At 61.3% G+C, this 24,981-nt stretch carries 20 protein-coding genes; 16 read left to right on the top strand and 4 right to left on the bottom strand.

Annotated features, from left to right (window positions below):
* Positions 1 to 4: 4 nt before the first annotated feature.
* The 7 genes from accD to guaA all read left to right on the top strand — a co-directional run bounded on the left by accD (position 5) and on the right by guaA (position 8,083).
* Positions 5 to 853: an acetyl-CoA carboxylase, carboxyltransferase subunit beta gene (gene accD, locus P8L30_11270; protein ID MDG2240772.1), complete on the top strand. Its 849-nt coding sequence runs from the start codon at positions 5 to 7 to the stop codon at positions 851 to 853.
* Positions 841 to 2,181, top strand: a complete 1,341-nt coding sequence (locus tag P8L30_11265) for a bifunctional folylpolyglutamate synthase/dihydrofolate synthase (GenBank protein MDG2240771.1) — start codon at positions 841 to 843, stop codon at positions 2,179 to 2,181. The genes accD and P8L30_11265 overlap by 13 nt, the downstream gene beginning before the upstream one ends.
* Before the next feature lie 69 nt (positions 2,182 to 2,250).
* The gene (gene hisS / locus P8L30_11260) at positions 2,251 to 3,531 is read left to right on the top strand and encodes a histidine--tRNA ligase (protein MDG2240770.1); all 1,281 of its coding nucleotides are present in this window, start codon (positions 2,251 to 2,253) and stop codon (positions 3,529 to 3,531) included.
* A complete protein-coding gene (locus P8L30_11255) occupies positions 3,528 to 3,839 on the top strand; it encodes a hypothetical protein (protein MDG2240769.1) in 312 nt (103 codons plus the stop codon). Before hisS ends, P8L30_11255 begins: the two co-directional genes overlap by 4 nt.
* Positions 3,832 to 5,292 (top strand): proline--tRNA ligase, encoded by a 1,461-nt coding sequence (proS, locus tag P8L30_11250; GenBank protein ID MDG2240768.1) that lies wholly within the window; start codon positions 3,832 to 3,834, stop codon positions 5,290 to 5,292. Before P8L30_11255 ends, proS begins: the two co-directional genes overlap by 8 nt.
* Entirely contained in the window at positions 5,274 to 6,536 is a 1,263-nt protein-coding gene (lysA, locus tag P8L30_11245) for a diaminopimelate decarboxylase (GenBank protein MDG2240767.1), read from the top strand. The genes proS and lysA overlap by 19 nt, the downstream gene beginning before the upstream one ends.
* Positions 6,533 to 8,083 (top strand): glutamine-hydrolyzing GMP synthase, encoded by a 1,551-nt coding sequence (gene guaA, locus P8L30_11240; GenBank protein ID MDG2240766.1) that lies wholly within the window; start codon positions 6,533 to 6,535, stop codon positions 8,081 to 8,083. Before lysA ends, guaA begins: the two co-directional genes overlap by 4 nt.
* A 50-nt stretch (positions 8,084 to 8,133) precedes the next feature.
* Here guaA and P8L30_11235 read toward each other — a convergent pair whose 3' ends face one another.
* The 3 genes from P8L30_11235 to P8L30_11225 all read right to left on the bottom strand — a co-directional run bounded on the left by P8L30_11235 (position 8,134) and on the right by P8L30_11225 (position 10,128).
* A complete protein-coding gene (locus P8L30_11235; GenBank protein MDG2240765.1) occupies positions 8,134 to 8,925 on the bottom strand; it encodes a hypothetical protein in 792 nt (263 codons plus the stop codon).
* 8 nt (positions 8,926 to 8,933) lie between these two features.
* The gene (locus P8L30_11230; protein ID MDG2240764.1) at positions 8,934 to 9,389 is read right to left on the bottom strand and encodes a RidA family protein; all 456 of its coding nucleotides are present in this window, start codon (positions 9,387 to 9,389) and stop codon (positions 8,934 to 8,936) included.
* A 394-nt stretch (positions 9,390 to 9,783) separates the two neighbouring features.
* The gene (locus tag P8L30_11225) at positions 9,784 to 10,128 is read right to left on the bottom strand and encodes a hypothetical protein (GenBank protein ID MDG2240763.1); all 345 of its coding nucleotides are present in this window, start codon (positions 10,126 to 10,128) and stop codon (positions 9,784 to 9,786) included.
* A gap of 146 nt (positions 10,129 to 10,274) precedes the next feature.
* Here P8L30_11225 and clpB point away from each other — a divergent pair, with 146 nt between their 5' ends.
* Positions 10,275 to 12,905, top strand: a complete 2,631-nt coding sequence (gene clpB, locus P8L30_11220; protein MDG2240762.1) for an ATP-dependent chaperone ClpB — start codon at positions 10,275 to 10,277, stop codon at positions 12,903 to 12,905.
* Between the two features lie 68 nt (positions 12,906 to 12,973).
* Positions 12,974 to 13,435, top strand: a complete 462-nt coding sequence (locus tag P8L30_11215; protein MDG2240761.1) for a hypothetical protein — start codon at positions 12,974 to 12,976, stop codon at positions 13,433 to 13,435.
* 48 nt (positions 13,436 to 13,483) lie between these two features.
* Here P8L30_11215 and P8L30_11210 read toward each other — a convergent pair whose 3' ends face one another.
* Entirely contained in the window at positions 13,484 to 13,891 is a 408-nt protein-coding gene (locus P8L30_11210; GenBank protein MDG2240760.1) for a VOC family protein, read from the bottom strand.
* Positions 13,892 to 13,975: 84 nt separating this feature from the next.
* Here P8L30_11210 and trxA point away from each other — a divergent pair, with 84 nt between their 5' ends.
* The 7 genes from trxA (at position 13,976) to P8L30_11175 (ending at position 24,925) form a co-directional block, all read left to right on the top strand.
* The gene (gene trxA / locus P8L30_11205) at positions 13,976 to 14,311 is read left to right on the top strand and encodes a thioredoxin (protein ID MDG2240759.1); all 336 of its coding nucleotides are present in this window, start codon (positions 13,976 to 13,978) and stop codon (positions 14,309 to 14,311) included.
* 104 nt (positions 14,312 to 14,415) lie between these two features.
* Positions 14,416 to 15,273 carry a 16S rRNA (cytidine(1402)-2'-O)-methyltransferase gene (rsmI, locus tag P8L30_11200; protein MDG2240758.1) on the top strand — a complete coding sequence of 286 codons (858 nt, stop codon included), beginning with the start codon at positions 14,416 to 14,418 and terminating at the stop codon, positions 15,271 to 15,273.
* The gene (locus P8L30_11195) at positions 15,270 to 15,938 is read left to right on the top strand and encodes a DUF4159 domain-containing protein (protein MDG2240757.1); all 669 of its coding nucleotides are present in this window, start codon (positions 15,270 to 15,272) and stop codon (positions 15,936 to 15,938) included. The genes rsmI and P8L30_11195 overlap by 4 nt, the downstream gene beginning before the upstream one ends.
* Positions 15,935 to 19,285: a hypothetical protein gene (locus P8L30_11190; protein ID MDG2240756.1), complete on the top strand. Its 3,351-nt coding sequence runs from the start codon at positions 15,935 to 15,937 to the stop codon at positions 19,283 to 19,285. The genes P8L30_11195 and P8L30_11190 overlap by 4 nt, the downstream gene beginning before the upstream one ends.
* Positions 19,282 to 21,051 carry a hypothetical protein gene (locus P8L30_11185; GenBank protein ID MDG2240755.1) on the top strand — a complete coding sequence of 590 codons (1,770 nt, stop codon included), beginning with the start codon at positions 19,282 to 19,284 and terminating at the stop codon, positions 21,049 to 21,051. Before P8L30_11190 ends, P8L30_11185 begins: the two co-directional genes overlap by 4 nt.
* Complete coding sequence (locus P8L30_11180; protein MDG2240754.1) at positions 21,048 to 22,313, top strand: hypothetical protein; 1,266 nt, start codon at positions 21,048 to 21,050, stop codon at positions 22,311 to 22,313. Before P8L30_11185 ends, P8L30_11180 begins: the two co-directional genes overlap by 4 nt.
* The gene (locus P8L30_11175; GenBank protein MDG2240753.1) at positions 22,310 to 24,925 is read left to right on the top strand and encodes a helicase C-terminal domain-containing protein; all 2,616 of its coding nucleotides are present in this window, start codon (positions 22,310 to 22,312) and stop codon (positions 24,923 to 24,925) included. The genes P8L30_11180 and P8L30_11175 overlap by 4 nt, the downstream gene beginning before the upstream one ends.
* The last annotated feature ends 56 nt before the right edge of the window (positions 24,926 to 24,981 follow it).

The following is a 24,981-nucleotide window of genomic DNA, read 5'->3' as shown; positions in this document are numbered from 1 at the left end:
CTGCATGGCCTGGTTCCGTAAGGACAAAAAGCCGCTCAAGGCGCAGGACAAGCGGGATCTTCCCTCCGACGTATTCGACAAGTGTCAGGCGTGTGGTGAGATCCTGTACAGGGAGCGCCTCGCGCAGAATCTCAATGTCTGTCCCACATGCGGTCACCACCTCCGCATCGGGGCTGAGGCGTATCTGTCGATTCTTATCGACAGCGGGACGTTCACGGAGATGGACGCAGGCCTACGTGCCTCCGATCCCCTCGAGTTCCGCGACCTGAAGCTGTACGCAGACCGGATCGCGGCGGCCGAGGCGAAGGGCACAAACGAGGCTCTGATCTCTGGCACTGGCGAACTCGAAGGGATCGCCGTCGCGGTCGCGGTCATGGACTTCGGCTACATCGGTGGCTCGATGGGTTCGGTGGTCGGGGAGAAGATCACGCGGGCCGCGCACGCGGCGTTGAAGCAGAAGATTCCACTGATCATCGTGTCCGCGTCGGGGGGAGCTCGCATGCAAGAGGGGATCTATTCCCTCATGCAGATGGCGAAGTCGTCCACCGTGTTGGCCCGGCTGCACGAGGCAGGCATTCCGTTTGTCTCCGTACTGACCCACCCCACTACGGGTGGTGTTACGGCCTCATACGCAATGCTGGGTGACGTGAACATTGCCGAACCTGAGGCGTTGATCGGGTTTGCGGGGCCCCGAGTCATTGAAGAGACCATCAAGCAGGACTTGCCTAAGGGCTTTCAGCGAGCCGAGTTCCTACTCGAGCACGGGATGGTCGACCGCGTCGTAGATCGTCGAGAACTCAAAGAAACGATCGCACTCATTCTCCGACATCAGTATGCGGGATGGACCGACTAGCCGGCTCACACATCGTTGCGCCGGATCGCCTGGATCGACCCTTCTCGGATCCTCTGGTGGTGCGGCTCTTCCCACCGTTGGCCACCGGTGTGCACTGGGGACTCGAGCGCACGGCGCGAGCCTTGGAGGCGCTGGGCGATCCCCATCGAGCATACCGCACGATCCATGTCGGGGGCACGAACGGAAAGGGCTCAGTTGTCACAACCCTCGCTTCAGTCCTCAATGCCTCGGGACTCCGAGCAGGCTGTTTTACCTCACCGCATCTCTGTTCTTTTCGGGAACGGATGCTCGTGGGAGGGGGACCTTTGTCCGAAGAGGAGATCCTCGCCTGTGCAGAAGAAGTTCGGGAGCCGGTCCTCCGGTTCGGACTGACCTTCTTCGAAGCGATCACCGTCCTCGGCTTTCAGGCGTTTGCACGGGCGGGCGTTGATGTAGGTGTGTTCGAGGTTGGTCTCGGTGGTAGGCTCGATGCGACCAATGTGGTTCGACCGGAGGTCGCAGCGGTGACGAATATCGCTAAGGATCACGCTGAGTACCTTGGCTCCACGTTGGAGCTGATCGCTCGCGAGAAGGCCGGCATCGTGAAGCCGGGTGTACCCCTCGTGACCGCGGAGGCTCGTCCGGAGTTGGTTGATGTCTTCCGGGAGGTCACGAGGTCAGTTGGTGCGCCCTTCGTTGCAGTTGATCCGGACGCATTGGGGGAGGTCGAGGTCGCCGCAGATCACACGGCGTTTACGCTGCCCACGAGGGCTTGGGGTGATCTTAGGGTCCGTACCCCTCTTGTGGGGCGTCACCAGGCAACCAATGCCGCTTTGGCGATTGCGGTGCTGGAGTATCTGCCTGATGAACTGCGGCCCACAGCCGAGGCCGTGCAATCGGGTATCCGCTCCGTTGAGTATCACGGTCGGGACCAGATTGAAGTCGACGAGGGTGGGACGTGGTTGTTCGATGTAGCTCACAACGTCGCAGGGACCCGGTCCCTGGTGGACACCATCGACCGGCTCGAACTTCCTCGCCCGCTCGTCATGGTTGTGGGAGTACTCGGTGATAAGGATTGGCGAGGCATGCTGCCTCCTTTGTTCTCGAGGGCAGACCAGGCGATTCTGACGCAGGCTCCGTCTGCTCCTCCTGAGAGGCGTTGGTCGGTGAGAGATGCGGGGGACTCAGTAGGGACCATTACGCACGTGACGGTGGAGGAAGACTTCGAACGGGCCATGCAAAAGGCTCGCGCCGAGGCAGGGAAGGGTACGGTGCTCGTTACCGGTTCGGTGCACACCGTTGGTTCGGCGTTGAGCGTCCTAGGCCTTGAGCCACTGAGCAAGTGGTAAAGGGACCAAAGCTCTTTCCGACCTGGGCTGGTTGAACACCAGTCTGAGTCTGCTAGATTCCGCGCCACCATGGCAAGCTCAGCTTTTTCGCGGCTTCCGGGGTTTCGGGACTTCGCCCCTGAGGACTTCGCACTCCGTTCTTACATCTTCGACGCGTGGCGACGGGTCTCCCGACGCTACGGGTTTTTGGAGTATGATGGTCCTCCGCTAGAGCCACTCGGCCTCTATGTGGAGAAGAGCGGTGAAGAGATCGTGGGGCAGCTCTACAACTTCGTAGACAAGGGGGACCGCGGCGTGTCCTTGCGCCCCGAGATGACTCCGTCGTTGGCGCGCATTCTCGGAGATCGTTCACGCGGAATGAGCAAGCCGATTCGGTGGTTCTCGATCCCGCAGCTGTTCCGGTACGAACGGCAACAGAGGGGACGGCTTCGCGAACACTTCCAGCTGAATGTTGATATCGTGGGCGAAGGCTCCGTCGCCGCGGACGTCGAGATTGTTGCAGTCAGCATCGACGCCCTGCGCGAGCTCGGCCTCACAGCAGTCGACTTCTATGCGCGTGTTTCGGATCGCCGCCTTCTGACTGCTGTTCTCAATGCATCGGGAATCGATGGCGAGGGGCTCCAGGCGGCGTTTGGAATCGTCGACAAGATGGAGCGCGCGCCGAAGGAGAAGTCGCAACAGCGTCTCGTGGCCGAGTGCGGACTCACCGAGGACGCCGCAGATGCATTGCTCACGCTACTCGACACCACGGGATTGGATCAGATCCGGGAGCACTTCGGTGAGGACGAGGCGGTTGCCACGGCCCTTGAGCCACTCTCCGAATATCTGGTAATGCTGGAGGCGATGGGGTTGGGGGACTACGTGGAGGTCGACCTCCGCATTGTTCGTGGTCTGGCGTACTACACGGGCATCGTGTTCGAGCTCTTCGACCGGAAGGGTGAACTGAGGGCGATTTGTGGTGGTGGACGGTACGACCGCCTGCTCGAGTTCGTAGGGGGAGATCCCCTTCCAGCTGTGGGCTTCGGAATGGGTGACGTTGTACTGGGCGAACTCTTGAAGGATCGTGGCCTCCTGCCGGAATACGAGCGGGCCGTCGACTACTACCTTGTGATCGTCGGCGAAGAAGAACGAACGGAGGCTCTACGGATTGCCACGCGCTTGCGCGCCGCCGGTCACAGCGTCGCGTACGGCCTGCGCGAGCAAGGTGTCGGCAAGCAGATGAAGGCGGCCGCGAAGGAAGGCGCCCGCCAGGTGTTCATTGTCGGCCCAGACGAACTTGCGCGGGGCTCCGTGATGGCGCGTGATATGGTGACGGGTGAGGAGCGGGAGATCGCTCTCGACTCACTGTGACCAGCGTTCGTAGCGCGGATCGTGAGGCTGCCGAGGCAGCCAAGCGTGTGACCAGGCGGGCGATTCGCCGTCTCGATATTCTGGAGTGGGTCATCATGGGGGGTGCGATGCTCCTAGCGACGGCAGGCGGGGCAGTCGTCGCATGGCTCACCGGGGAGCCGTCGGGATTCGGCTTCCGACCTACTTGGGTGGTGGCATCCCTATTTTTGTTCATAGTCCCGGGATCCATCGCCTTATACCGCTTGCGACGCGACGCCGATTCTTGGCGAACCACGATCGACCGAAACAACGAAGAGAACGATGGCTAAAGATAAAAAACTGACGCCCCAGGCCGAGGATTTTTCCGCCTGGTATAACGAAGTGGTCCAGCGGGCAGAGCTTGCCGATCACTCCCCTGTGCGCGGGAGTATGGTGATCCGACCCTGGGGGTACGGAATCTGGGAACTCATGCAGCGTGCTTTGGACGACATGTTCAAGGAGACTGGACATGAGAACGCATACTTCCCGCTTTTGATCCCAATGAGCTTCATTGAGCGCGAGAAGGAGCACATTGAGGGGTTTGCTCCTGAACTTGCGGTGGTGACTCAAGCAGGCGGCAAGGAGCTCGAAGAGCCTTATGTGATCCGGCCGACCTCCGAGACGATCATCTATCACATGTATGCCAAATGGGTCCAGAGCTACCGCGACCTGCCCATTCTGATGAACCAATGGGCGAACGTCATGCGCTGGGAGATGCGTACCCGTCTCTTCCTCCGCACGTCCGAATTCCTTTGGCAGGAAGGCCACACAGCGCATGCGACGGCCGAGGAAGCGGAAGAAGAGACTCTGTTGATTCTCGGCGTGTACCGAAAGTTCATGGAAGAGTGGATTGGCATGCCCCCGCTGACAGGGCTGAAGTCTGAGTCCGAGAAATTTGCGGGTGCGGTGCGGAGTTATGCCTGCGAAGCGCTCATGAAGGACAACAAAGCGCTTCAAGCCGGGACGTCTCACTTCCTAGGGCAGAACTTCTCGAAGCAGTTCGAGTTGAAGTTTCAGACGGAGGACGGTCAGGAAGAGTACGCGTGGAACACATCATGGGGGGTGTCGACCCGGTTGGTCGGTGGGCTCATCATGACCCACGGTGACGATGATGGCTTGATCATTCCGCCGCGACTCGCTCCCGTCCAGGTGGTCATCATCCCGATCCTCCGCGGGGACGACGTGACTCCTGTCCTTGAGAAGGCCGAAGAGGTCCGGCTGCGTCTTAAGGACCAGGGCATTCGCGCCAAGATTGACGCGCGTGACCATATCTCCCCCGGGGCGAAGTACTTCGAGTGGGAGCGAAAGGGAGTGCCCTTCCGTATTGAGATCGGGCCGAAGGATCTCGAACAGGGGCAGCTCGCTCTGGCGAGGCGCCTGGTTCCCGAGGGAGAAAAGCGAAAGGCATTCCTTCCCGAGGCACAGGTGCTCGGTGAGTTGCCTGACCGATTGGAGGGTTTCCAGACCGAGCTCATGCAGGCGGCTCTCGCCCGCCGCGAAGAGAACTCCGTTCGGGGTGTGAAATCCTTGAGCGAGCTCGAGGAAGCCTTCAAGGACGGAGCGGGCTTCGTGTACACGGGCTGGAGTGGTGACGGTGCAGTCGAAGAGATTGTGAAGGAACGCATGAAGGCAACAATCCGCGTGCTCCCGAGTGAGGAGTTCCGTTCGACGGATACGCCGACCAAGTGTGTCTCGGGTGAAGGCGACTCGGTGACGGAGGTGGCTTGGGCGAGAGCTTACTAACGCCGCCCTTCGGCCGTGTAAACGGCCAGCTCCACTGCGGTGACGTGCCCGCGGCGGAGTTGGCCGAGCGCTTTGGTACCCCGCTGTATGTGTATGACGCCCGCCGAATCGAGGAACGTGTCCAAGCCTTCCGCTCCGCGTTTGCGGGGGTGGACCACCTGATCGCGTACTCGGTCAAAGCGAACGGTAATCTGTCGATTCTAAAACGCCTGCAGGCGCTGGGATGCGGGGCGGACATCACAAGCCTCGGTGAGCTCTTTCGGGCCAGGCGTGCCGGCTTCGCCCCTGAGCACATTGTGTTTGCGGGCGTTGGAAAGACCGAAGAAGAGATCGAGACGGCTCTTAAAGAACGGATCTATGCGTTCAACGTCGAAAGCCGGGAAGAGTTGGAGCGAATCGATTCGGTGGCTGGCCGAATGGGTGTCGTCGCTTCATTCGGCGTTCGGGTGAATCCAGATGTGTTCGCGGCGACTCCGCACGACTACACACGGACCGGTACGAGGGCGACGAAGTTCGGCGTGCCTTGGAATGAGACGCGCGAACTCTACCTATGGGCCCGGGGCAGAGCAGCGCTCAAGCCGATCGGTATCGATATGCACATCGGCTCTCAGATTATTGACCCGCGTCCCTATGTCCACGCGTTGGAGAGAGTCCTCAAGCTCGTGTTCGAGTTGAGTGAGGCTGGGATCACACTCGAATATCTCGACATTGGGGGTGGTTATGGCATTCAGTATGACGACGACCCCGGCTTGGACATACATCAGTTGGCAGCTGAGGTAATCCCTCGGGTACAGGCCGCAGGACTGCGGCTGGTCCTGGAGCCGGGCCGCTCCATCGTTGGAGACGCCGGCGCCTTGCTCACGCGCGTCCAATATGTGAAGAAGACGGAAGGGAAAACCTTCGTCATCGTGGATGGGGGGATGAGTGAACTCATCCGGCCGAGTCACTACGGTGGCTATCACGCCATCGAGCACGTGGCGGACCCGGCGCAACTCCCGGAGGACGTGGTAGACGTCGTCGGACCGATCTGTGAGACCGGAGATTTTCTGGCACTGGATCGGACGTTGCCCCTCCCCCGAGCGGGGGACCTCCTCGCGGTCCAGACGGTGGGCGCCTACGGCTTCACCATGGCCTCCAACTACAACGGCCGCCTCCGACCTGCCGAGGCATTGGTGTACGGTTACGAGATCGAACTCATACGGCGTCGCGAGACCTTAGAAGACCTCATCCGAGGGGAAGAATGACCCAAGAGCATGATCGAGTCCTGATTCTGGATTTCGGCTCCCAGTTCACCCAGCTCATCGCGCGCCGGATTCGCGAGGAACGTGTGTACTGCGAGATCCATCCGTCGACACGTTCTCTTGAGTGGATACAAGAGTGGGTGCCTGCGGCCATCATTCTCAGTGGTGGGCCCTCGTCCGTTTATGACGAGGGCGTCCCGACGACGGATCCCGCGATTCTGACGCTAGGGATCCCTGTGCTCGGGATCTGTTACGGGATGCAGCTGATCGCCCACATGGAAGGTGCCGAGGTTGTCCACGGGCACCGCGAGTACGGACGGGCCGAGTTGCGCGTGGAGACGGACGAGGGCCTGTTCGCAGGCTTCTCGATGGACGAAGGCACGCAGGTGTGGTGTTCCCACGGCGATCATGTGGATGAGCCGCCTCCGGGATACGTGAAGACCGCCTCGACCGCGACCTTGCCATGCGCAGGCTTTCGCTCGGAGGATCGGCCCATACATGCGGTGCAGTTCCACCCCGAGGTGGCCCACACCCATCGCGGCGGCGAGATCATTTCCAACTTCCTCTTCAAAGTCGCGGCGGTACGGCCCACTTGGACAGCTGGTGCCTTCATCGACGATACCATCGCTCGCATTCGCGACCAGGTCGGAGAGGGTGCGGCTGTATGTGGACTGTCCGGAGGCGTGGACTCGTCGGTCGCAGCAGTACTCGTCCACCGCGCGATCGGGGATCGACTCACGTGCATCTTCGTCGATCATGGCATGATGCGGAAAAATGAGCGCGATCAGGTCGAGCGGATGTTCCGGCATCACTACAACATGAAGCTTGTGGTTGTGGATGCCAGCGAGGCTTTCTTAGGTGACCTGGAGGGGGTCACGGAACCCGAGGCGAAACGAAAAGCCATCGGGAGTCGATTCATTCAAGTGTTTGATGCGACCGCGAAGAGTGAGGAGACTGGCGCGGGTTTCCTGGTGCAAGGCACTCTTTATCCGGACGTGATCGAGTCGGTTTCCGCCGGAGGCCCATCGGTGACCATCAAGAGCCACCACAACGTGGGGGGTCTTCCAGAGGACGTGCCCTTCGACCTGATAGAGCCTCTCCGGGAATTGTTCAAGGACGAGGTGCGTCAGGTAGGTCGAGAGCTCGGTCTGCCCGAGGACTTCGTGGGCCGTCACCCATTCCCGGGGCCCGGCCTCGCCATTCGCGTCCTCGGGGACATCACCGAGGAACGCCTCGCCGTGCTTCGGGAGGCCGACGCGATCTACCTTGATGAGATCCGCGAGGCCGGCCTCTATGACGAGATCTGGCAGGCGTTCGCCGTGCTGCTACCGGTTCAGTCTGTCGGGGTGATGGGTGACGCACGGACCTACGAGAATGTCCTTGCCCTTCGAGCGGTGACGTCCCGTGACGGGATGACGGCCGATTGGTATCCGTTCCCGCACGACGTGCTGGCACGGATCTCGACGCGGATCATCAACGAGGTCAAAGGCGTGAACCGGGTCACGTACGACGTGAGTTCGAAGCCGCCCGCGACCATCGAGTGGGAGTAAGTGGCGCGACCGCCAAAGTCGGAGTGGAAATGGGCGGCCGCGCCGATTGGTCAGCCAGGGACGATCACCGATCCCATTTTGAACGCGACGGGGCCACCACCCCCGAATCCGAATGACGGCGAGACCTTGATGTACACCGTCTCACCTGCGGCGACATCGGCGTTCAGCGACTCGTTCGTGAGCACTCCGCTCTGATCTTGATCCGAGCTGTCGAAGGGGTCTCGAAAGTCGTCCGCTCGGAAGATCTCGAGCTTTAGGTCACCCTCCGCCGTGTTGTTCGCCCGGGTGAACACGATCAGCACACCTGCCGACTTCGCTGTGATACTGAACCAGTCCCACGCATCACCGACGGAAGGATCGATTGTGGCCTCGTGCATGGTGCCGACAGTAAGCGAAAGCGCTCCGCTCGGACGCCCGTCCGGATCAGGAATGCCGGCGGCGAGGGCTGTGCTCAGGAACGCCCCGCCGATTTCGAAATCGACAGTGGCGTCGCCGTAGGGGAGCTCGACGATGGTGACGTACGTACCTGCCTGCGGGATACGCACGACGACTTGCTCGGCGCTCATGACGCCGCCCAGATCTTGATCGGAGCGTCCATCCGGGAGCGTCTGATACTCGTTGTCGGTCACCGAGAGGAGCAAGTCCTCCTCGCCCCCCTTTTCTTCACGCACGACGACCGTCAGGAAGCCCGGTCCATCTAAGGTGACGCTGAATTCGGCCGGAGAGCCGGGGGCGGCGCTCCCACTCGAGGTTTCACCCATCGGGAGAACCGCCTGGGCGCTCGCGCTCATCGGGAGCAGGCCGAGGAATGCAGCGAACCACAACTGTCTAGATTTGATCATGATGTCTTCTACTCCAGGTTGTCGGATGCGTCGCTCAAGACGACCGCGTCCGCTTCGATCTCGATTAGCATGTCCGGGTCGATCAGTCGCCTAACTTCCACCATGGTCGTGGTCGGGGGAAATTCACCAAACACCTCCCCGTGAGCACGACCGTACTCTTCCCATCGATCAATGTCAGTAACGAACATTCTGGTGCGGGTGACATCTGCAAATCCCGCGCCAACCGCGCTAAGCGCCGTTGCCATGAGCTCGAAACAGCGCTGCGCCTGGGCGTAAGCATCTCCGGGGGCGAACGCGGATCCGTCTTCGTTTACCGCCGCTGTGCCCGTCACGAAGACGCGATCGCCCACTCGGAGCGCACGGCAATAGCCTACACGCTTCTCCCATGGAGCACCACTGAAGACACGTTGGAACGACACTCGCACCTCTGTGTTCACGCTACTGAGCCCGAATGGCTCCTTCACTTTGACCGAATCTCGATTCTGTTGCAACCGGGAGATTCGTCTGTGCGCAAGTTCGCCATGACCGCTGCACTCTTCGTCCTCTGCGCCGCAGCTCCGGCCTCTGCTCAGATCGCTTCGGAGGGGCCCTCACTCGTGGGGCCGGCGCCCCCGACTGACTTTCCCGTATTCGTACTGAGTCCTCGCCGGGGAGTGGTCTCGGCGCGCTTGCGACTCGGCTCCATCGGCGGGGGACGCCGGATATGGGCGATCGGGCCATGGTGGGCGAGGGCGCGTCCGGACCCATGGCGATCGCCGCCGGGATCGACATCTCGGGTCCCCTGAGAGTCGCAATGCGCGGGCGATCGGAGTACGAATCCCCAGTGGATCAGGGCGCGCACAGAATTAAGTGGCGGAGCTAGCGACCTTCATCGACTGAAGGGCGCTGCGCATCGAGTCTCAATTCGACGTCGTTCCACACGTCCCGCATGAAGGTGATGTTCTCACCGTGGTAGTTCACGAACGCTACGAGTTGATCTTCGGTGACGGTGTGACGGGCGAGAACTTCCGCTCGTCCTTCGTCGGTCAGCTCACCCTCGGCGGTGGTCAGGGCTTCGACGCGCAGATCAATGTAAGCGGCGATGAACACCTCACGATCGGGGACCTCCGCCGGTGCTGGCCCCGACGTACTGCCTCCGCAGCCAAAGAACAAGGCGCCGACCGCGAGAACGGCGAGCCACGATGTGCTTGAGGATCTATGCATCGAAATGACGCCACCGGGTTTGTGTGATTGGTGTGCGAGTGATATCCCGAACGACGTTGAGAGATCCGGGGCATGTGGTTTTGGCCCGGTCTTGCGATTATAACGGGGGAACCGAAACAAGGCTGCCGATATGGCAGGGGGTAGATATGCTCAGTGCAGACAGACTCACGGTGAAGGCTTCAGCGGCACTCCAAGGTGCCGCCCTTGAGGCGCGTCAGCGCGGTAATGCCGAAATCCATGGCGTCCACCTCTTGGATGTACTGCTCGGCCAGGAAGAGGGCATCGTCGTGCCCATCCTGCAGAAGCTCGAGGTGCCGGTTGGGCTTGTGCAGTCCAGGGCCAAGGAGGCGCTCGATCGTATGGCCCGGATCGAGGGCGGTTCCGACGCCAATCTATCCAGAGATCTGAGAGTGGCCCTGGATGGAGCCGAGGACATGTCCCGCGAACTCGGAGATGAGTTTGTGTCGACCGAGCATCTCCTCTTGGCCCTGACGGGGGAAAAGGACGACGCGGGGAGGATCCTGAGAGACGTGGGGGCAACGCTGTCCGAAGTGCGAGCAGCCGTGGAGGCGGTCCGGGGCTCGCATCGTGTGACCGACGACACCCCCGAAGACAGCTATCGAGCTCTGGCTCGGTTCTCGCGTGATCTCACCGAGACGGCCAGGCGGGGGAAACTCGATCCGGTGATCGGCCGTGACGAAGAGATTCGTCGCGTCATCAAGGTTCTGGCTCGTCGCACGAAGAACAATCCGGTGCTGATTGGTGAGCCCGGAGTGGGTAAGACTGCGATCGTGGAGGGCCTAGCCCAGCGAATGGTCGAAGGTGATGTGCCGACCTCGTTGGCCAACAAGAAGCTGTTGCAGTTGGATATCGCGTCGATGCTCGCTGGGGCCAAGTACCGGGGTGAATTCGAGGAACGAATGAAAGCAGTGTTGAAGGAGATCACTGCCGCGGACGGTCGCTACGTGATGTTCATCGACGAGATACACACCATCGTAGGTGCGGGGGCTGCAGAAGGCGCGGTGGACGCTGGAAACATGCTCAAGCCAGCCCTAGCGCGCGGCGAACTACGTCTCGTAGGTGCGACGACCCTGGATGAATACCGAAAGCGCATCGAGAAGGACCCAGCTCTAGAGCGCAGGTTTCAGCCGGTCTACATCGCCCCGCCATCGGTTGAAGATACGGTCGCCATTCTTCGTGGCCTCAAAGAGCGCTACGAAGTCCATCACGGCGTCCGCATCACAGACGACGCGGTTATCGCTGCTGCGAAGCTGTCGGATCGTTACATCGGCGGGCGTTTTCTTCCGGACAAGGCGATCGATCTCATCGATGAAGCCGGGAGCAGACTGCGTATCGAGATCGACTCGCTACCCCAAGAGATCGATGAGGTGGAGCGTCGTCGTGTCCAACTCGAGATCGAGCGGCAGGCGCTGCAGGAGGAGACCGATGGGCCTGCCCGCGAACGACGACGGGTGATCGAGGCGGAGCTTGGCGAGCTCACGGAGAAGGGCCAGGGTATGAAGGCGCGCTGGCAGGCAGAGAAGGACGTGATCGAACAGATTCAGGCATTGAGGACTTCCATCGACGAATTGCGTGGCGAGGCCGACCGCACGACACGAACTGGCGAGCTGAACCGCGCCGCCGAAATCAACTACGGTGAAATTCCGAATGCCGAGGAAGAGGTTGAGGTGCTGGCCGCCCGTTTAGCCGAGCTACAGAAAGACCACAAGTTCCTGAAGGAAGAGGTGGAGGCGGACGACATCGCGGGTGTCGTCGCGGAGTGGACTGGGATTCCTGTCACTCGCCTCATGGAGTCAGAGCGCCAACGACTCACACACCTGGAAGAACACCTTGGCGAGCGGATCGTCGGGCAGGCGGAGGCGGTGACGGCTGTGTCGAACGCGGTACGTCGTTCCCGGGCTGGGTTACAAGATCCTGACCGGCCTGTCGGATCCTTCATCTTCCTGGGGCCCACGGGCGTCGGAAAGACTGAGACCGCTCGCGGGTTGGCGGAGTTCATCTTTGATGACGATCGCGCGATGGTCCGCATCGACATGTCCGAATACATGGAGAAGCACGCGGTAGCACGGCTGATTGGAGCGCCTCCCGGCTACGTCGGATATGAAGAAGGCGGTCAACTCACCGAAGCCGTGAGGAGAAGGCCACACGCTGTGGTGCTCTTTGACGAAATCGAGAAGGCGCACCCCGAGGTGTTCAACGTCCTCCTGCAGATCTTGGACGACGGGCGACTCACAGACGCACAAGGGAGAACGGTCGACTTCCGTAATGTCGTGATCATCATGACCTCGAACATCGGAAGCCAAGACATCCTCGAGTTGGCCGACGGTGCTGATTGGGAGGCTGTAGATGGGGCGGTGCGGGGCCAACTCAACAGTCACTTCCGACCCGAGTTCCTCAACCGGGTCGACGACATCGTCGTCTTCCGGCCCCTAGGGACCCCCGAACTCGCGCGCATTGTCAAACTCCAACTGGAGCGCGTGTCCGAGTTGACAAGCGATCTCGGTATCGTCCTTGAGGTTACGCCTGCCGCGCAGCTGTACCTGGCGGAGGAAGGCTATGAACCGGCCTACGGTGCACGCCCCTTGAAGCGCGCCATCCAAGGTTCGATTCAGGATCCGCTGGCGCTATACCTGTTGGAGGAGGAGGTTCCGGAAGGGACCAAGGTCCTCGTCGATGTGGCCAAAGACCGCACTGGGTTGGACTTCGAAGCAGTTCCACCGAACGCGTTGGCCGACAGCCCGCCATCCGTAGGGTGACACCTTCCTCGACACGCCCGATTTGTCGAGATTGCGTCGGCGGACGGAATCCCTGGCCTAGGAGCAGCATGCCTCAGACCGCGCGTGACCCCAGATTTGTGATCCTCGGACTTGTGCTGCTGACGACGTTGCTCTCCGCATGCACGACGACGATTATCGAGTCTGGTGCCGCAGCGGCTGTGCTCCCGCAAATCTCTGTTGAGCGGTTCTTGCAGGCTGCTAATTCCCGGGACCTCCACGGTATGGGGCGGATCTTCGGGACGACGGACGGCGACTACATGGAGACTCGCCGTCGCGAAGATGTCGAGATCCAAATGGAAGCGATCTCGTCGATTCTCGAACACCAAGATTACCGGATTGTCCGGGAAGAAATGGTTGCTGGGCGATCGGTTCCGGCGACGAGGATCTACGTGACGTTGACGGTGGGGAACAAGGCGATCAGCAACGTCCCCTTCGTTGTGGTCCAGACGAATGACGGCCGCTGGCTGGTAGAGCAAGTAGACCTAGCGATGGTGATGGCTGGCCGCTAACTGCTGCTGGGAACCGCAAAGTATTTGATCTACGGGCGACCTGATGGGTCAGTCCGAGTGCTGTACGAGCTCGACCAACACCCCACCGGTGCTGGAAGGGTGCAGGAAGGCGACGAGACCATGGGCTCCGGGGCGAGGCTCCGAGTCGATGAGTCGAATGCCTTCCGAATTGAGTCGGGCGAGTTCTGAAACGATGTTGTTGGTTCGGTATGCCACGTGGTGGAGCCCGGATCCGCGACGCTTGAGAAAACGCCCCACTGTGGTGTCCGGACCGAGAGGTTCAAGGAGTTCGATCATGCCGACAAAGGTGACACGGACTCCTTGAGATTCGATGGTCTGGGGCGGGGAACCGGTTTCCCCTGATATGAGTTCGAAGAGGCGAAGAGCTTCGTCGATAGACTGAACGGCCATCGCGACGTGATCGAGCGGTAGAGCGGTTTCGAATAATTGCGACATGGTCCTGTGCCGACTTGGCTTGGTATGGGATGTGGGCTGACGGACACGCGTCGGCCCGTCGAAAGGACACAAAGGAGAGCCTAAATGGCAACGAGTGACGCGATTTTGGAAGTCACGGATGCAAACTTCGCCGACGAGATTGAAGCCGGTGAGGGGCTGCAGATGATCGACTTCTGGGCCACATGGTGCGGCCCGTGTAAGATGGTAGCACCCATCGTTGAGGAACTTGCCGGCGAATACGCGGACAAGGGACTTCGGGTTGGGAAGTTGAACGTGGATTCGAACCCGAGCGTGACGACACGCTTCCGGGTGACGTCGATTCCGAGCATCCTGTTCTTCAAGGATGGTGAGTTGGTGGATAAGGTGATCGGCGCGGTTCCGCGTCCCCACCTGGAAGAGAAGATCCAACAGCATCTATAGGGAGTTGGAATAGGGGCTGCCTCGGCGGCCCGTGCGCCCTAACGATTGATACATGAGAGGCCGGCCGGGGGCCCCCTGGCTGGTCTCTCGCTGTATGTTTTTGCGTGGCTACCCTCTATCTCGTCAGCACCCCGATTGGAAACCTGGGCGATCTGTCCGCGCGAGCCGAAGCTGTGCTTCGTTCGGTGGACCGGATTCTCGCCGAGGATACCCGCCGCACGCGACCTTTAGCTGAGCGCGTGGGCGCTGAGGCACGTCTCGTGTCGCTGCATCAACACAACGAAAGAGGGCGAGTGGCGTCCGTCATGGGATGGCTCGATTCCGGAGAGAATGTCGCGCTCGTGTCCGACGCAGGGACTCCATTGGTGTCCGACCCGGGCGAGTCGTTGGTGAAGCGAGTCGCCGACGCCGGACACGACGTCGTGCCGATTCCAGGTGCTTCAGCCGTGCTCGCGGCGTTGGTCGGGTCGGGTCTTCCGACGGAGCGTTTTGCCTTCCTCGGCTTTCCGGACAAAAAGGGAGGTGGGCGACGGGCTCTGCTCGAGCGTGTGAGGACGTCGAACGAGACCGTTGTACTCTTCGAATCTCCGCAACGTACCGTCCGTCTGCTTCAAGACCTGATGGACGCCTGTGGGGCACAGCGAGAAGTCGCCGTAGCGCGTGAGTTGACGAAGATCTATGAAGAGTTCCAGAGAGGCACTCTCGTGGAGGTGCTCGCCTACTACCAGGAGAATGAGCCGCGGGGCGAGGTCACGTTCGTCGTTGCTCCGAGCGGTGATGAGGAGTCCGAAGAGGTTCACGCGCAGCTGATGGACCGGGGGCGGGAAGTGGCTCGTGACCTCCTCTCCGAGGGGGTCAAGCCTTCTGAGGCTGCAAAGGATTTGGCCGCCCGTCTCGACCTATCGCGGAACGACGCGTACCGTATCGTCCAAAGCCTCCGTGAGGACACAGAAGACGTATGAGTTGGATGCTCCTGACAGCCCTGTTGGCGGGTCCCATCACACCTTCAGTACCCGTTGCCACCGATTCGATAACGATCGCGCGGCTACAGTACGAAGGTGGTGGAGATTGGTACGCAAACCCGTCGTCACTCTCGAATCTGTTGTCCGCGATTCGAGAACGATCCGGCATTTCCGTAGCGCGCGAAGAAACTAATGTTCGCCCTCTCGATCCGGGTTTGTTCGATCATCCATATTTGTACATGACGGGTCACGGTGACGTCCGATTCTCCAACGCAGAACGGGCGACGATACGCGAATACCTGCTTGCAGGCGGATTCCTGCACGCGGATGACAACTATGGGCTCGATGAATCGTTCCGGGAGGAGATCGCGAAGATCTTTCCGGATGCTGAACTCACGGAGATCCCGCCCGAGCATCCTGTCTTCCATACGTTCTATGACTTCCCGGAAGGGTTGCCGAAGATCCACGAGCATGATGGCGCACCGCCTCAGGCGTTTGGGATCTTCTACGAGGGACGAATGGTGGTGTTCTACTCGTTTGAGTCGGATCTGGGAGATGGGTGGGAGGATGCAGGTGTTCACGAGGATCCTGCAGATGTGCGCGAGCAGGCGATTCGTATGGGCGTGAATCTGTTCCTTTTTGTACTGGGTCAGGGGGTGTCTTGAGTCCAGCATCGGGGAACTTGGACGGTCGCGTTCGTGCCGTCCGTGAGCATCTCAAGAAGAGAGCTGCGACGGCCGCGGTGATTTGGACTGTCACAGGTGTCAGCCTGCTCCTGGTCGTCGCGTGGTTTCTGGCCGGCCCGAATGGATGGAGGCCAGGGAGCGACGTGCCCGCGATTCTCGACGGCATCGCCCTCGTTCTCGTGGTAGGCGGGACGCTGTTCTATAGAGGGCGTGTGTCGGAGTGGTTCGCTGAGGCACCCCTCTCTTCCGCGATCGAAACGGCTGCTGGGCTTCGCCCAGGTGTCGTGCGTGGGTCCATTGAGCTGGCGCGGTCACTTCCCGACGGGGTGTCTGCTGCCCTGGCCGGCCGGGCTGCCGAACGCACCGTAGCTGACCTTGGGGACAGAGTGCCTAAGGAGCTGGCAGGTGGGTTGGGGGAGACGGTTTCGCTGTGGACGAAGCGTGGCTTGGGTGTGTTCGGGACGATTGCGATCGTCTTGATTGGTCTTGCTGTGGCATCACCAACCCGATCGGCCCTTGCTTGGTCCTCCTTGTCGTCTCCAATCGGGACGATGCGAGATCCAGTTCTGCTCCCGATCGTGGTCTCACCTGGTACTGTCGAAGTTCTCCGAGGCTCCGACGTGCAAGTCATGGTTCAGGCTCCCGGCCGACTCGGGGCGGTGCTCTCTTGGCAAGCCGCAGGCGACGTCGCCCGCACAGAAGTCCTCGAACTGATCGAGGAACGCGGGGGCTACCTGTTCCGTTCGGTCGGTGCCCCGATCGATTACCACGTCACCGGGGATGACGGGTCGGAAACAGAGCGCTTCCGCATCTCTCCCATCGATCCGCTCTTCGTGAGCGACTTGATCGTCAGCGTGGTGTATCCGCCTCATACGGGATTGGCGCCCGACGAGTATCGGGGAGACCCGCCTTCGCTCCGGCTTCCGGTCGGAACGACGGTCAGTTTTGAGGGTCGTGCGAGTCGCGCCCTTGTGACAGCGGCTCTTGTGGACTCCACCGGAGCCCAGGCCGTCTCTTTGAGTGTCTCTGGGGCCACGTTCCAAGGCTCGTGGTCGCCGAGGGTTGATGGGGTATTCGACTGGGACTTCGTAGACGATCAGGGTGATCCGGCGGAGATCCAACCTGAGCCATTGATGGTGTCGGTCGTCCCTGACTTGGCACCCCATGTGGGGATCCCGCTGCCAGGGCGCGACACGATTCTCCCCCTCAATCTGCGTCAGCCGCTGATTCTTGAGGCCACCGACGACTATGGCCTCCGGCGCGTGGAACTGGTCGCATACCGCGTGACCTCGTTCGGCGATCGACTGGAGCCAACGGTTCAAGCCATGGACCTGGGCGGGACCCGAGCGGCCTTGGCGCGACCGCTTCTCGACCTGAGGACGTGGGGGCTGCTCCCGGGCGACACGATTCGATACTTCGCACGAGCCGTAGACAACGCGCCTGGTGCGCAGACGGCGGTCACGCGCGAGTACATCCTCCGAATGCCGGATGCAGTGGAGATGCAGCGTGCGGCCGAAGAGGAGCTGGACGATGTTGCGAATCGATTGGAGGAGTTGGCGGCAGAGGCAGCCAAACAAGCTGAGGCCAACCGGGATCAGGCCATGGAAACTGCTGCCAATGAGGGGCAGCAGAATCAAAGACAGGACCAGGCCGGATTCGAGGAGCGGGAAGAGCTGGAGAATGCGCTCGAGAGTCAGGAGCAGCTTGCAAGCGAGGTGGACTCTCTCCGCGCCGAGCTAGAAGAGCTCGAGAGGATGATGGAGAATGCGGGCCAGGCGGACCCAGAGCTCTCCGACGACCTCAAGGAACTTCAGGAGTTGATGGAGCAGTTGAACGGCAGCGATCTCCAACAGCGTATGGAGGAGCTGTCGGACGCTCTGGAGGAAGACGACCTGGAGCAGGCGAACGAATCGCTGAGCGAGATGGCGGAAGAGCAGGAGGACTTCCAGGCGCGTCTGGAGGAGTCACTGGAACGCTTCCGCAGAGCTGCAGTGGAACAGGACTTCCGAGCGACGACGAGCGAAGCAGAAGAGCTCGCACGCCAAGAAGAGGCCCTGGCTGACGCGATGCGCGAAGAGGACAACCCCGAACTTCGTGCCGAGCAGCAAGAGGAACTGGCCGAGCGCTCAGAACAGCTTGAGGACCAGATGGAACGGCTAGAGGAACGCCTGGGTCAGATTGACGAGCAGGACGCCCAGGAGGGTGTGCAGAAGGCGCGAGAGTCGTTGGAGCAGGCTCAACAGCAGATGCAGCAGGCGCAGCAGCAGGCCGACCAAGGTGAAAACCAAGAAGCGGGTGAGACCGCTGAAGAGGCCGCCGAGGAAATGCAGGACGTGGCGGAAGAACTTCAGGAAGCCCAACAGGAGATGGCTCAGCAGCAAATGGAGCAGGCTCAGGCGGCCCTCCGGCAGACGGCGGACGATGCGCTATCGCTGGCGCGCCGACAGACGGAGCTCCGAGAGCAGATGAGGGGTGCTAGCCAGGAACGAATCTCCGCGATGCGCGCGGACGAGGCTTCGTTGCTTCAGGGCGTGCAGAATATGGCCGACAATCTTCAGATGGCGTCTCAGGGTGGCGTGCAGGGACAGCGGGAATTGTCTGCGCAGATGGGCATGAGCATGGAGTCCATCCAGAAAACCATCGCGGCGATGGAGAATCGTCGCGGAGCTACTCCGTCGCCGACCGCACAAGCCGAACAAACGGTAGGTGACCTGAACCAACTTGCCCTCATGGCCATCGCTGGAGCAGAGCAGATGAGCCAGCAGGGTGAGGGCCAGAGCGGTGAAGAGGTCTCCGAGCAGCTTGAGCAGCTTGCCCAGCAGCAGGCGGAGTTGATGAATCAGACCAGCCAAGTCATGCCCATGGAGCTGGGGGAGCAGGCGATGGCTGAACAGATGCAAGAGATGGCGCAGGGTCAGGAGTCCGTAGCCGACGAACTCGGCGAACTCGCGGACGAGCCGGGGGCTGAGGAATCACTCGGAGACCTCCAGCAGCTCGCCGATGAAGCCGCCGCGATCGCGCAACAACTCGCCCAAGGACGTCTCACTCCGGATATGACGCAGAGGCAGGAGCGGCTCTTTCATAGGCTGCTTGACGCCGGCCGCTCCCTTGAGCGTGAGGAGTACTCCGACGAACGTGAATCGGAAACCCCTGAAGCATTCGAGCGGGGCCAGGTGATTCCACTCACTGCCGACCAAATGGGGGCGCTCCGATTCCAACTCCCGGACGCAAGCCAGCTTCAGAATCTCAGTCCGGCGGTGCGACAACTCGTCATTCAGTACTTCGACCGATTGAATCGAGGCGGATCTGGGGGGAGCGGACGATGAGACGCTTCTTCGACTTCCGCTTGCTCGGCATTGCCATGATCGCTCTCGCGCTGACGGCTGCGGCCGGCTCCGCCCAGAGTCGTCGCAACAGTAGTGAAGGGCGCCTTCTTCGGGACGCCGCGGCCCGTGAGTCCCGAGGAGACTTCTCCGGGGCCGAGGAGCTCCTTAGGCAACTCCTCGAGGAGGATCCAGCTTCGTCCGGAGGACTACACGCCCTGGAGCGGGTGCTTCGCGCGAGGGGTGAGACCGCCAGGATTCTTCCCGCGGTGGACACCTTTTTGGAACACGAGCCGTCTTCCTCGGGCGTCCGCTACTTGAAGCTCCGACTCCTCATGGAGCTGGACTCGCTCGACGAGTTGGAGCGAGAGGCTGAACTGTGGTTCGAACTCGATGAGGACAGTGAGGTCCCCTATCGGGAGGTCGCTCGGGTGTACGAACGGGCGTTTGGATCCGAACGAGCCTTGAGCGTCCTGCTCAAGGGACGACGCGAAATGGACCGCCCAGAGGCGCTCGCCCTGGAGGTGGGAGATCTCCACGCAGCCATGGGCGACCGTGAGGACGCCGTCGAAGAGTGGGCGCTCGCGGTTGGCGATGATGGGGCACAGGCGGCCGCCATCGCTCGGAGAGTGCAGGGTTTGACCGAAGGGGCAGAGGAGGCCGGCAAACAACTCGTGGGGCTTCTCGGGGAGTCTGACGTGCTTGCCAGGCGCCTTGCGGGCGCGCGCGTCGCGCTCGATCTCCGCTTGGAGGAAGAGTCGTTCGACCTCGCGCAGTCGGTGGCTGCCGATCTGGAAGAGAGGGCGCGAGCCAGCTTCCTGGCCGACGTTGCACGGCGTGCCCGTGAAGGTGACCTCGCGCGCACCGCTTCGTGGGCGTACGACGAACTGGGTCAAGATGCCTCCAGCCCGTCCGAGCGGCGACAATTCGACCAACGAATCATCGATGTGGCGCTCGCCAACGGAGATACAGCAACGGCTCTGGAGGCCCAGCGGCGGGTCGCGGATTCCTTCTCTCCAGGATCGGTCGACCGCAGGCGTGCGACCGCGCAGGTGATTCGCCTCGAGAGTACAGAGTCCGACCCGGGTCGCCTAGGTGTACTTCTGAGGGACTTCAGGGATGCCTTCCCGAACGCGCCGGAGTTGGACGACTTGGCGGCCACGGTAGCTGGCGGCCTTCAAGCACGCGGCGACCTAGGAGGCGCCGCGGCAGTCCTCGAGGGTATCGAAGGTCCGAAGAGCGGCCTGGAAAGGGGCTACTTGCTCTTGGACGCGGGTGAACTCGAAGCTGGACGAAGAGCTCTTCTCCTGGCCATTGGTGGGCTTCCCCCCACAGAGGCCACCGACATCATTCAGTTCGCAGGGCTCATGGGGAGGGCTTCCGAGACCGGTGCGGTTTTGCTTGCCGAAGCGGGCGTCCTCGCGCATCGAGGTCAAGGCGCCGCTGCCGCGCAGATACTGGCGGAGGCCGCCGGCGAACTCGAAGAAGAGGAGCGTGCGCCTTTGGTAGCGGAGGCGGCTCGCATCGCTGACCGCGCAGGCGCCAGTGGAGTTGCCGCCTCCATTCGAGAAATCTTGGTGGCCACCTATGAAGACACGCCGGAGTTCGGCGAAGCGTCCCTCTCTCTGGCCCGCCATAAGGCGCGTACTCCCGGTGGGGTGGCAGAAGCCATCCTCTTGCTCGAGAGCCTCATTGTCGCGCGACCGAACGCTGCTGTGGTTCCCGATGCCCGCCTCGAACTCGAGCGCCTGAGAGCACGTACCCGATGAAGCGCCTGTGGATCGTGGTCTCTGCCACCCTGATGATGGTTGTGGCGTTGTCGCCGGCTTCCATAGAGGCACAGTGGCTCCTGGTGCCTATGGACGGGCAGCAACAGAACCATCTACGAGCCTACGGCCTGACCTACTGGGCGCTCCAACAGGACGAGAAGAGCGAATGGCTCCTCAACTACCGCGGGGGCTCGTTCTTATTGCCGGACACACCTGAGTTGCGGCGTGAGGCAGCCGTCAGGGGCGTATCGATTTCCACGGTTGATGCTTCTGCGGAGGCACGTATTAGAGCGACGATTGCGGGCTCGAACATGGAGGCTGTTCCGCTCGAGCGTGCCCCAAAGGTCGCGATCTACACACCGCCAAATTCCACCCCGTGGGATGATGCGGTCACCATGGTACTGGAGTACGCCGGCATTGAATACGAGACGATTTGGGACCCTCAAGTGCTGAACGAGGACCTGAACGACTATGAGTGGATCCATCTGCACCATGAGGACTTCACCGGTCAGTACTCGAAGTTCTATCTGACGTACGCGGGGGCACCGTGGCTTCAGGAGGAGGTGGCACGTAATCAGGAGGTGGCGCGCTCTGGTGGCTTCTCCGATGTGCCCGCGTTGAAAAAAGAGGTTGCCGCGCGCATGCGCGCATACGTCGAGAACGGCGGGTTCCTCTTTGCCATGTGTTCAGCGACTGAAACGCTCGAACTCGCCTTGGCAGCGCGAGACGTGGACATCTCTGCCGCCTATTCGGACGGAACTCCCCCTGACGCGAACGCTTCAGCTCAACTGGACTGGGGGCAAACGCTCGCTTTTGAAGGTGCGGAGGTGCAGATCGCGCCGTCGGTGAGTTCCTTTTCCGACATCGACGGGCATCAGGTGAACACGCCGTGGCGGAAGGAGCTTGGTGTCTATACGCTCTTCGATTTTTCCGCCAAGTTCGACCCGGTTCCCTCCATGCTGACTCAGAACCATGAGTCGGTTTTGCCCGATTTTTACGGACTCACGACGTCGTTCCGTGAGGACCGCATCAAGTCCGGCACAATCGTTCTCGCCCAGGAGGGTGGCTGGGCGAAGTACGTGCATGGCAATCTGGGTGAAGGCACTTGGACGTATTTCGGCGGCCATGACCCCGAAGATCCAGAGCACCAAATTGGGGATCCTCCGACGGACCTGGCTCTGCATCCGAATTCGGCTGGATATCGCCTGATTCTCAACAACGTCCTCTTCCCGGCCGCGAAGAAGCAGAAGCTCAAGACTTGAGCCCCGGCGACGTCCCAGACGGTTTCCCTCTGCGTCTTCCTAAGGAAGTCCTGGTCGGGTTGGACGGTTTGGAGGAGGAGGATGTGCCTGCGGGGCCCAAACGCTCCGCCCCTCCTCCCACACCCTTGTCACTGTCGAGTGACGCGAGTGCTCGGATCAGTGCGGAGATCGAGCGTGCGGGGGGGCGGGAGGTATGCTTCCTTGCCAAGGTCGACGTGGACCGAGTGATCACGGAGCCTCGAGCGGTATCTCGCGGCAACTTCGACGCTGTCCTCGTTGCAGCCCGAGACGCCGAAGAAGGTGGGGTCATGATTCATAACCACCCGAGCGGAGTGCTCGAGCCATCCGACGCGGATATGAACGTTGCGGCGCACCTGTATGAACAGGGTATGGGGACGGCGATCGTGGATAATGCCGCGACAAAGTTGTATGTCGTGGTCGAGCCGCCGGCGCCGCGCGTCGTAGTGCCCCTCGACGCTGACGGCCTAGATGCGCTCATCGCGCCTGGAGGGGCCCTGGCCGCAAGGTTTCCGGGGTATGAAAACCGTCCGGGGCAACGAGAGATGCTCCGAAGCGTGGTGGATCGGTTCAACGAAGGGGGCGTCTCCATCGTTGAGGCGGGGACGGGGACGGGCAAGTCCCTCGCGTACCTCATTCCCGCGGTGCGATGGGCACAGGAAAACGGCGAACGCACGGTCCTCTCCACGAATACCATCAACCTCCAGGAACAGCTCGCCAGGAAGGACCTACCGCTGGTCCAGTCGATCGTCGGGGATGTCCGATGGGCTCTGGTAAAGGGGCGGGGCAACTACATATCCATCCGCCGGGCTTTTCTGGCGGCGGAGGGCCAGGCCTCACTATTCGAGGATGACAGGGCCGAAGAGATGCGAGCGCTGCTGGAGTGGGTTGAATCGACCGAAGACGGTTCCCGGTCGGACCTCCCGTTTACGCCGCAGAACGACACCTGGGATGAGGTCCGAAGCGACCCGGATATGTGCCTCCGGGCCCGCTGTCCGCACTTCCAGGCCTGTTTTTATCAGAATGCGCGGCGGAAAGCGGCATCGGCTGAGGTCCTGATCGTGAACCACCACCTGCTGTTCACCGACCTTGCCGTCCGTCGTGCCACGCAGAACTACACCCAAGCCGCGGTGCTCCCGGCATATACTCGGGTCGTACTGGACGAGGCCCACAATGTTGAAGACGCAGCTACGTCGCACCTTGGTGTCGAACTGACCCGAGTTGGCCTCTTTCGGATGCTCTCGAGGCTCGATCGTAGGGGGCGGGGCGTCCTCACCGCGGTTCACGAGGCCTTGGCGGGATTCGACCAAGGCCCTGATCTCCGTGAACGGCTGGAGAATCGGGTGCGGCCAGCGCTTTCCCGTGCTCGCGGCAGCGTCGAAGGCTTCATTGAGACGATGGAGTTCTTCGTGCCTCCTGGGGAGAGCACTGTGCGGCTTGGGCCGTCCGGTATTGGGGAGCCAGCAGATCGTGAGGATATCCGGGAACGGCTGAACGCGACGGTGTCGTCGCTGAACACACTCGAGCGTGAATTGAGAGAATTGCGCACGCGCATCGAAGTGTTTGAAGAGATCACGGACGCGCTACAGGGAAGGGTGTTGGACATCCGCTCTGTCGAACGGCGCATTTCCGGGGCTACGCATGGACTCCAAGTGGTCCTCGCCCCGGACGAGGAGTCTCACACCTTCGTTCGTTGGCTTGAGACTCGGGGGCAGGGGAAGCACCGGAACATCGTCATGGCAGCGGCTCCGATCGACCTTGGGGAGCTACTCGTGGATGGCCTATTCACCCGAGCCGATACGACCGTACTTACTTCGGCCACGCTGACGACCCGGAACCGCTTCGATTTTCTCAAAGGCAGGCTCGGCTTAGACCAAGCGCATCTGAAACACATAGAGAATGTGCCTGAGATACATGAACGTAAGGTGCTGTCCCCCTTTGAGTTCACGGAGCAGTCCCTACTTGTAGTGCCGACCGACCTGCCCGCTCCGGAGGGAGGGGCGAGTGAGTTCCAGGCGGCGACGACGGAGATCACGATCGAGCTCGCCCAGATGAGTGACGGGGGCCTTTTCGTCCTCTTCACGTCCCATAGCGCTCTGAGGCGAGTAGCAGAATTATTGAGGGTCCGGGGAGCGGACGGGAAATGGCCACTTTTCGTACAAGGGGAGGACACCCGCCATCGGCTGTTGGATCGATTTACGAAGGCTGGCCGCGGTATTCTGCTTGGCACCTCTTCGTTTTGGGAGGGTGTGGATGTCCCCGGTGATCCGCTCCGGGGGCTCATCATCCAAAAACTGCCGTTTCGGGTCCCGACCGAACCCATCACGGCGGCGAGAATGGAGGCCATAGAACGTGCCAATGGCGACCCATTCCACGACTTCATGCTCCCTCATGCAGCATTGCGCTTGAAGCAGGGATTCGGGCGACTGATTCGGTCGCGTACGGATCGCGGGGCGGTTCTCATCTTGGACGACCGTATCGTTTCCAAGCGATATGGACGGTATCTCCGAGAGTCGCTTCCAGACGCGCCTTTCGTGAAGGGTGCCTGGACTGACGTTCGCCGCAAGGTTGCTGCGTTTTACGGAGAGTCTTGAGTCGGTCTGAGCCTCTTGGTTGCACCGCTTCTGGCCCCTAGATTCCTTCGTTGCCG

Source organism: Longimicrobiales bacterium, from assembly GCA_029245345.1.
Taxonomy (GTDB): Bacteria; Gemmatimonadota; Gemmatimonadetes; order Longimicrobiales; family Gaopeijiaceae; genus CALFPJ01.
The sequence above is the reverse complement of the archived record's forward strand: the minus strand, read 5'-3'. Positions and strand labels throughout refer to the sequence as shown.

What these genes read in the sequence shown, in the direction of transcription:
- accD (MDG2240772.1), top strand. Translation starts at nt 5, where the DNA reads ATGGCCTGGTTCCGTAAGGACAAAAAGCCGCTCAAGGCGCAGGACAAG.
- P8L30_11265 (MDG2240771.1), top strand. Translation starts at nt 841, where the DNA reads ATGGACCGACTAGCCGGCTCACACATCGTTGCGCCGGATCGCCTGGAT.
- hisS (MDG2240770.1), top strand. Translation starts at nt 2,251, where the DNA reads ATGGCAAGCTCAGCTTTTTCGCGGCTTCCGGGGTTTCGGGACTTCGCC.
- proS (MDG2240768.1), top strand. Translation starts at nt 3,832, where the DNA reads ATGGCTAAAGATAAAAAACTGACGCCCCAGGCCGAGGATTTTTCCGCC.
- guaA (MDG2240766.1), top strand. Translation starts at nt 6,533, where the DNA reads ATGACCCAAGAGCATGATCGAGTCCTGATTCTGGATTTCGGCTCCCAG.
- P8L30_11235 (MDG2240765.1), bottom strand. Translation starts at nt 8,925, where the DNA reads ATGATCAAATCTAGACAGTTGTGGTTCGCTGCATTCCTCGGCCTGCTC.
- P8L30_11225 (MDG2240763.1), bottom strand. Translation starts at nt 10,128, where the DNA reads ATGCATAGATCCTCAAGCACATCGTGGCTCGCCGTTCTCGCGGTCGGC.
- clpB (MDG2240762.1), top strand. Translation starts at nt 10,275, where the DNA reads ATGCTCAGTGCAGACAGACTCACGGTGAAGGCTTCAGCGGCACTCCAA.
- P8L30_11215 (MDG2240761.1), top strand. Translation starts at nt 12,974, where the DNA reads ATGCCTCAGACCGCGCGTGACCCCAGATTTGTGATCCTCGGACTTGTG.
- P8L30_11210 (MDG2240760.1), bottom strand. Translation starts at nt 13,891, where the DNA reads ATGTCGCAATTATTCGAAACCGCTCTACCGCTCGATCACGTCGCGATG.
- trxA (MDG2240759.1), top strand. Translation starts at nt 13,976, where the DNA reads ATGGCAACGAGTGACGCGATTTTGGAAGTCACGGATGCAAACTTCGCC.
- P8L30_11195 (MDG2240757.1), top strand. Translation starts at nt 15,270, where the DNA reads ATGAGTTGGATGCTCCTGACAGCCCTGTTGGCGGGTCCCATCACACCT.
- P8L30_11185 (MDG2240755.1), top strand. Translation starts at nt 19,282, where the DNA reads ATGAGACGCTTCTTCGACTTCCGCTTGCTCGGCATTGCCATGATCGCT.
- P8L30_11180 (MDG2240754.1), top strand. Translation starts at nt 21,048, where the DNA reads ATGAAGCGCCTGTGGATCGTGGTCTCTGCCACCCTGATGATGGTTGTG.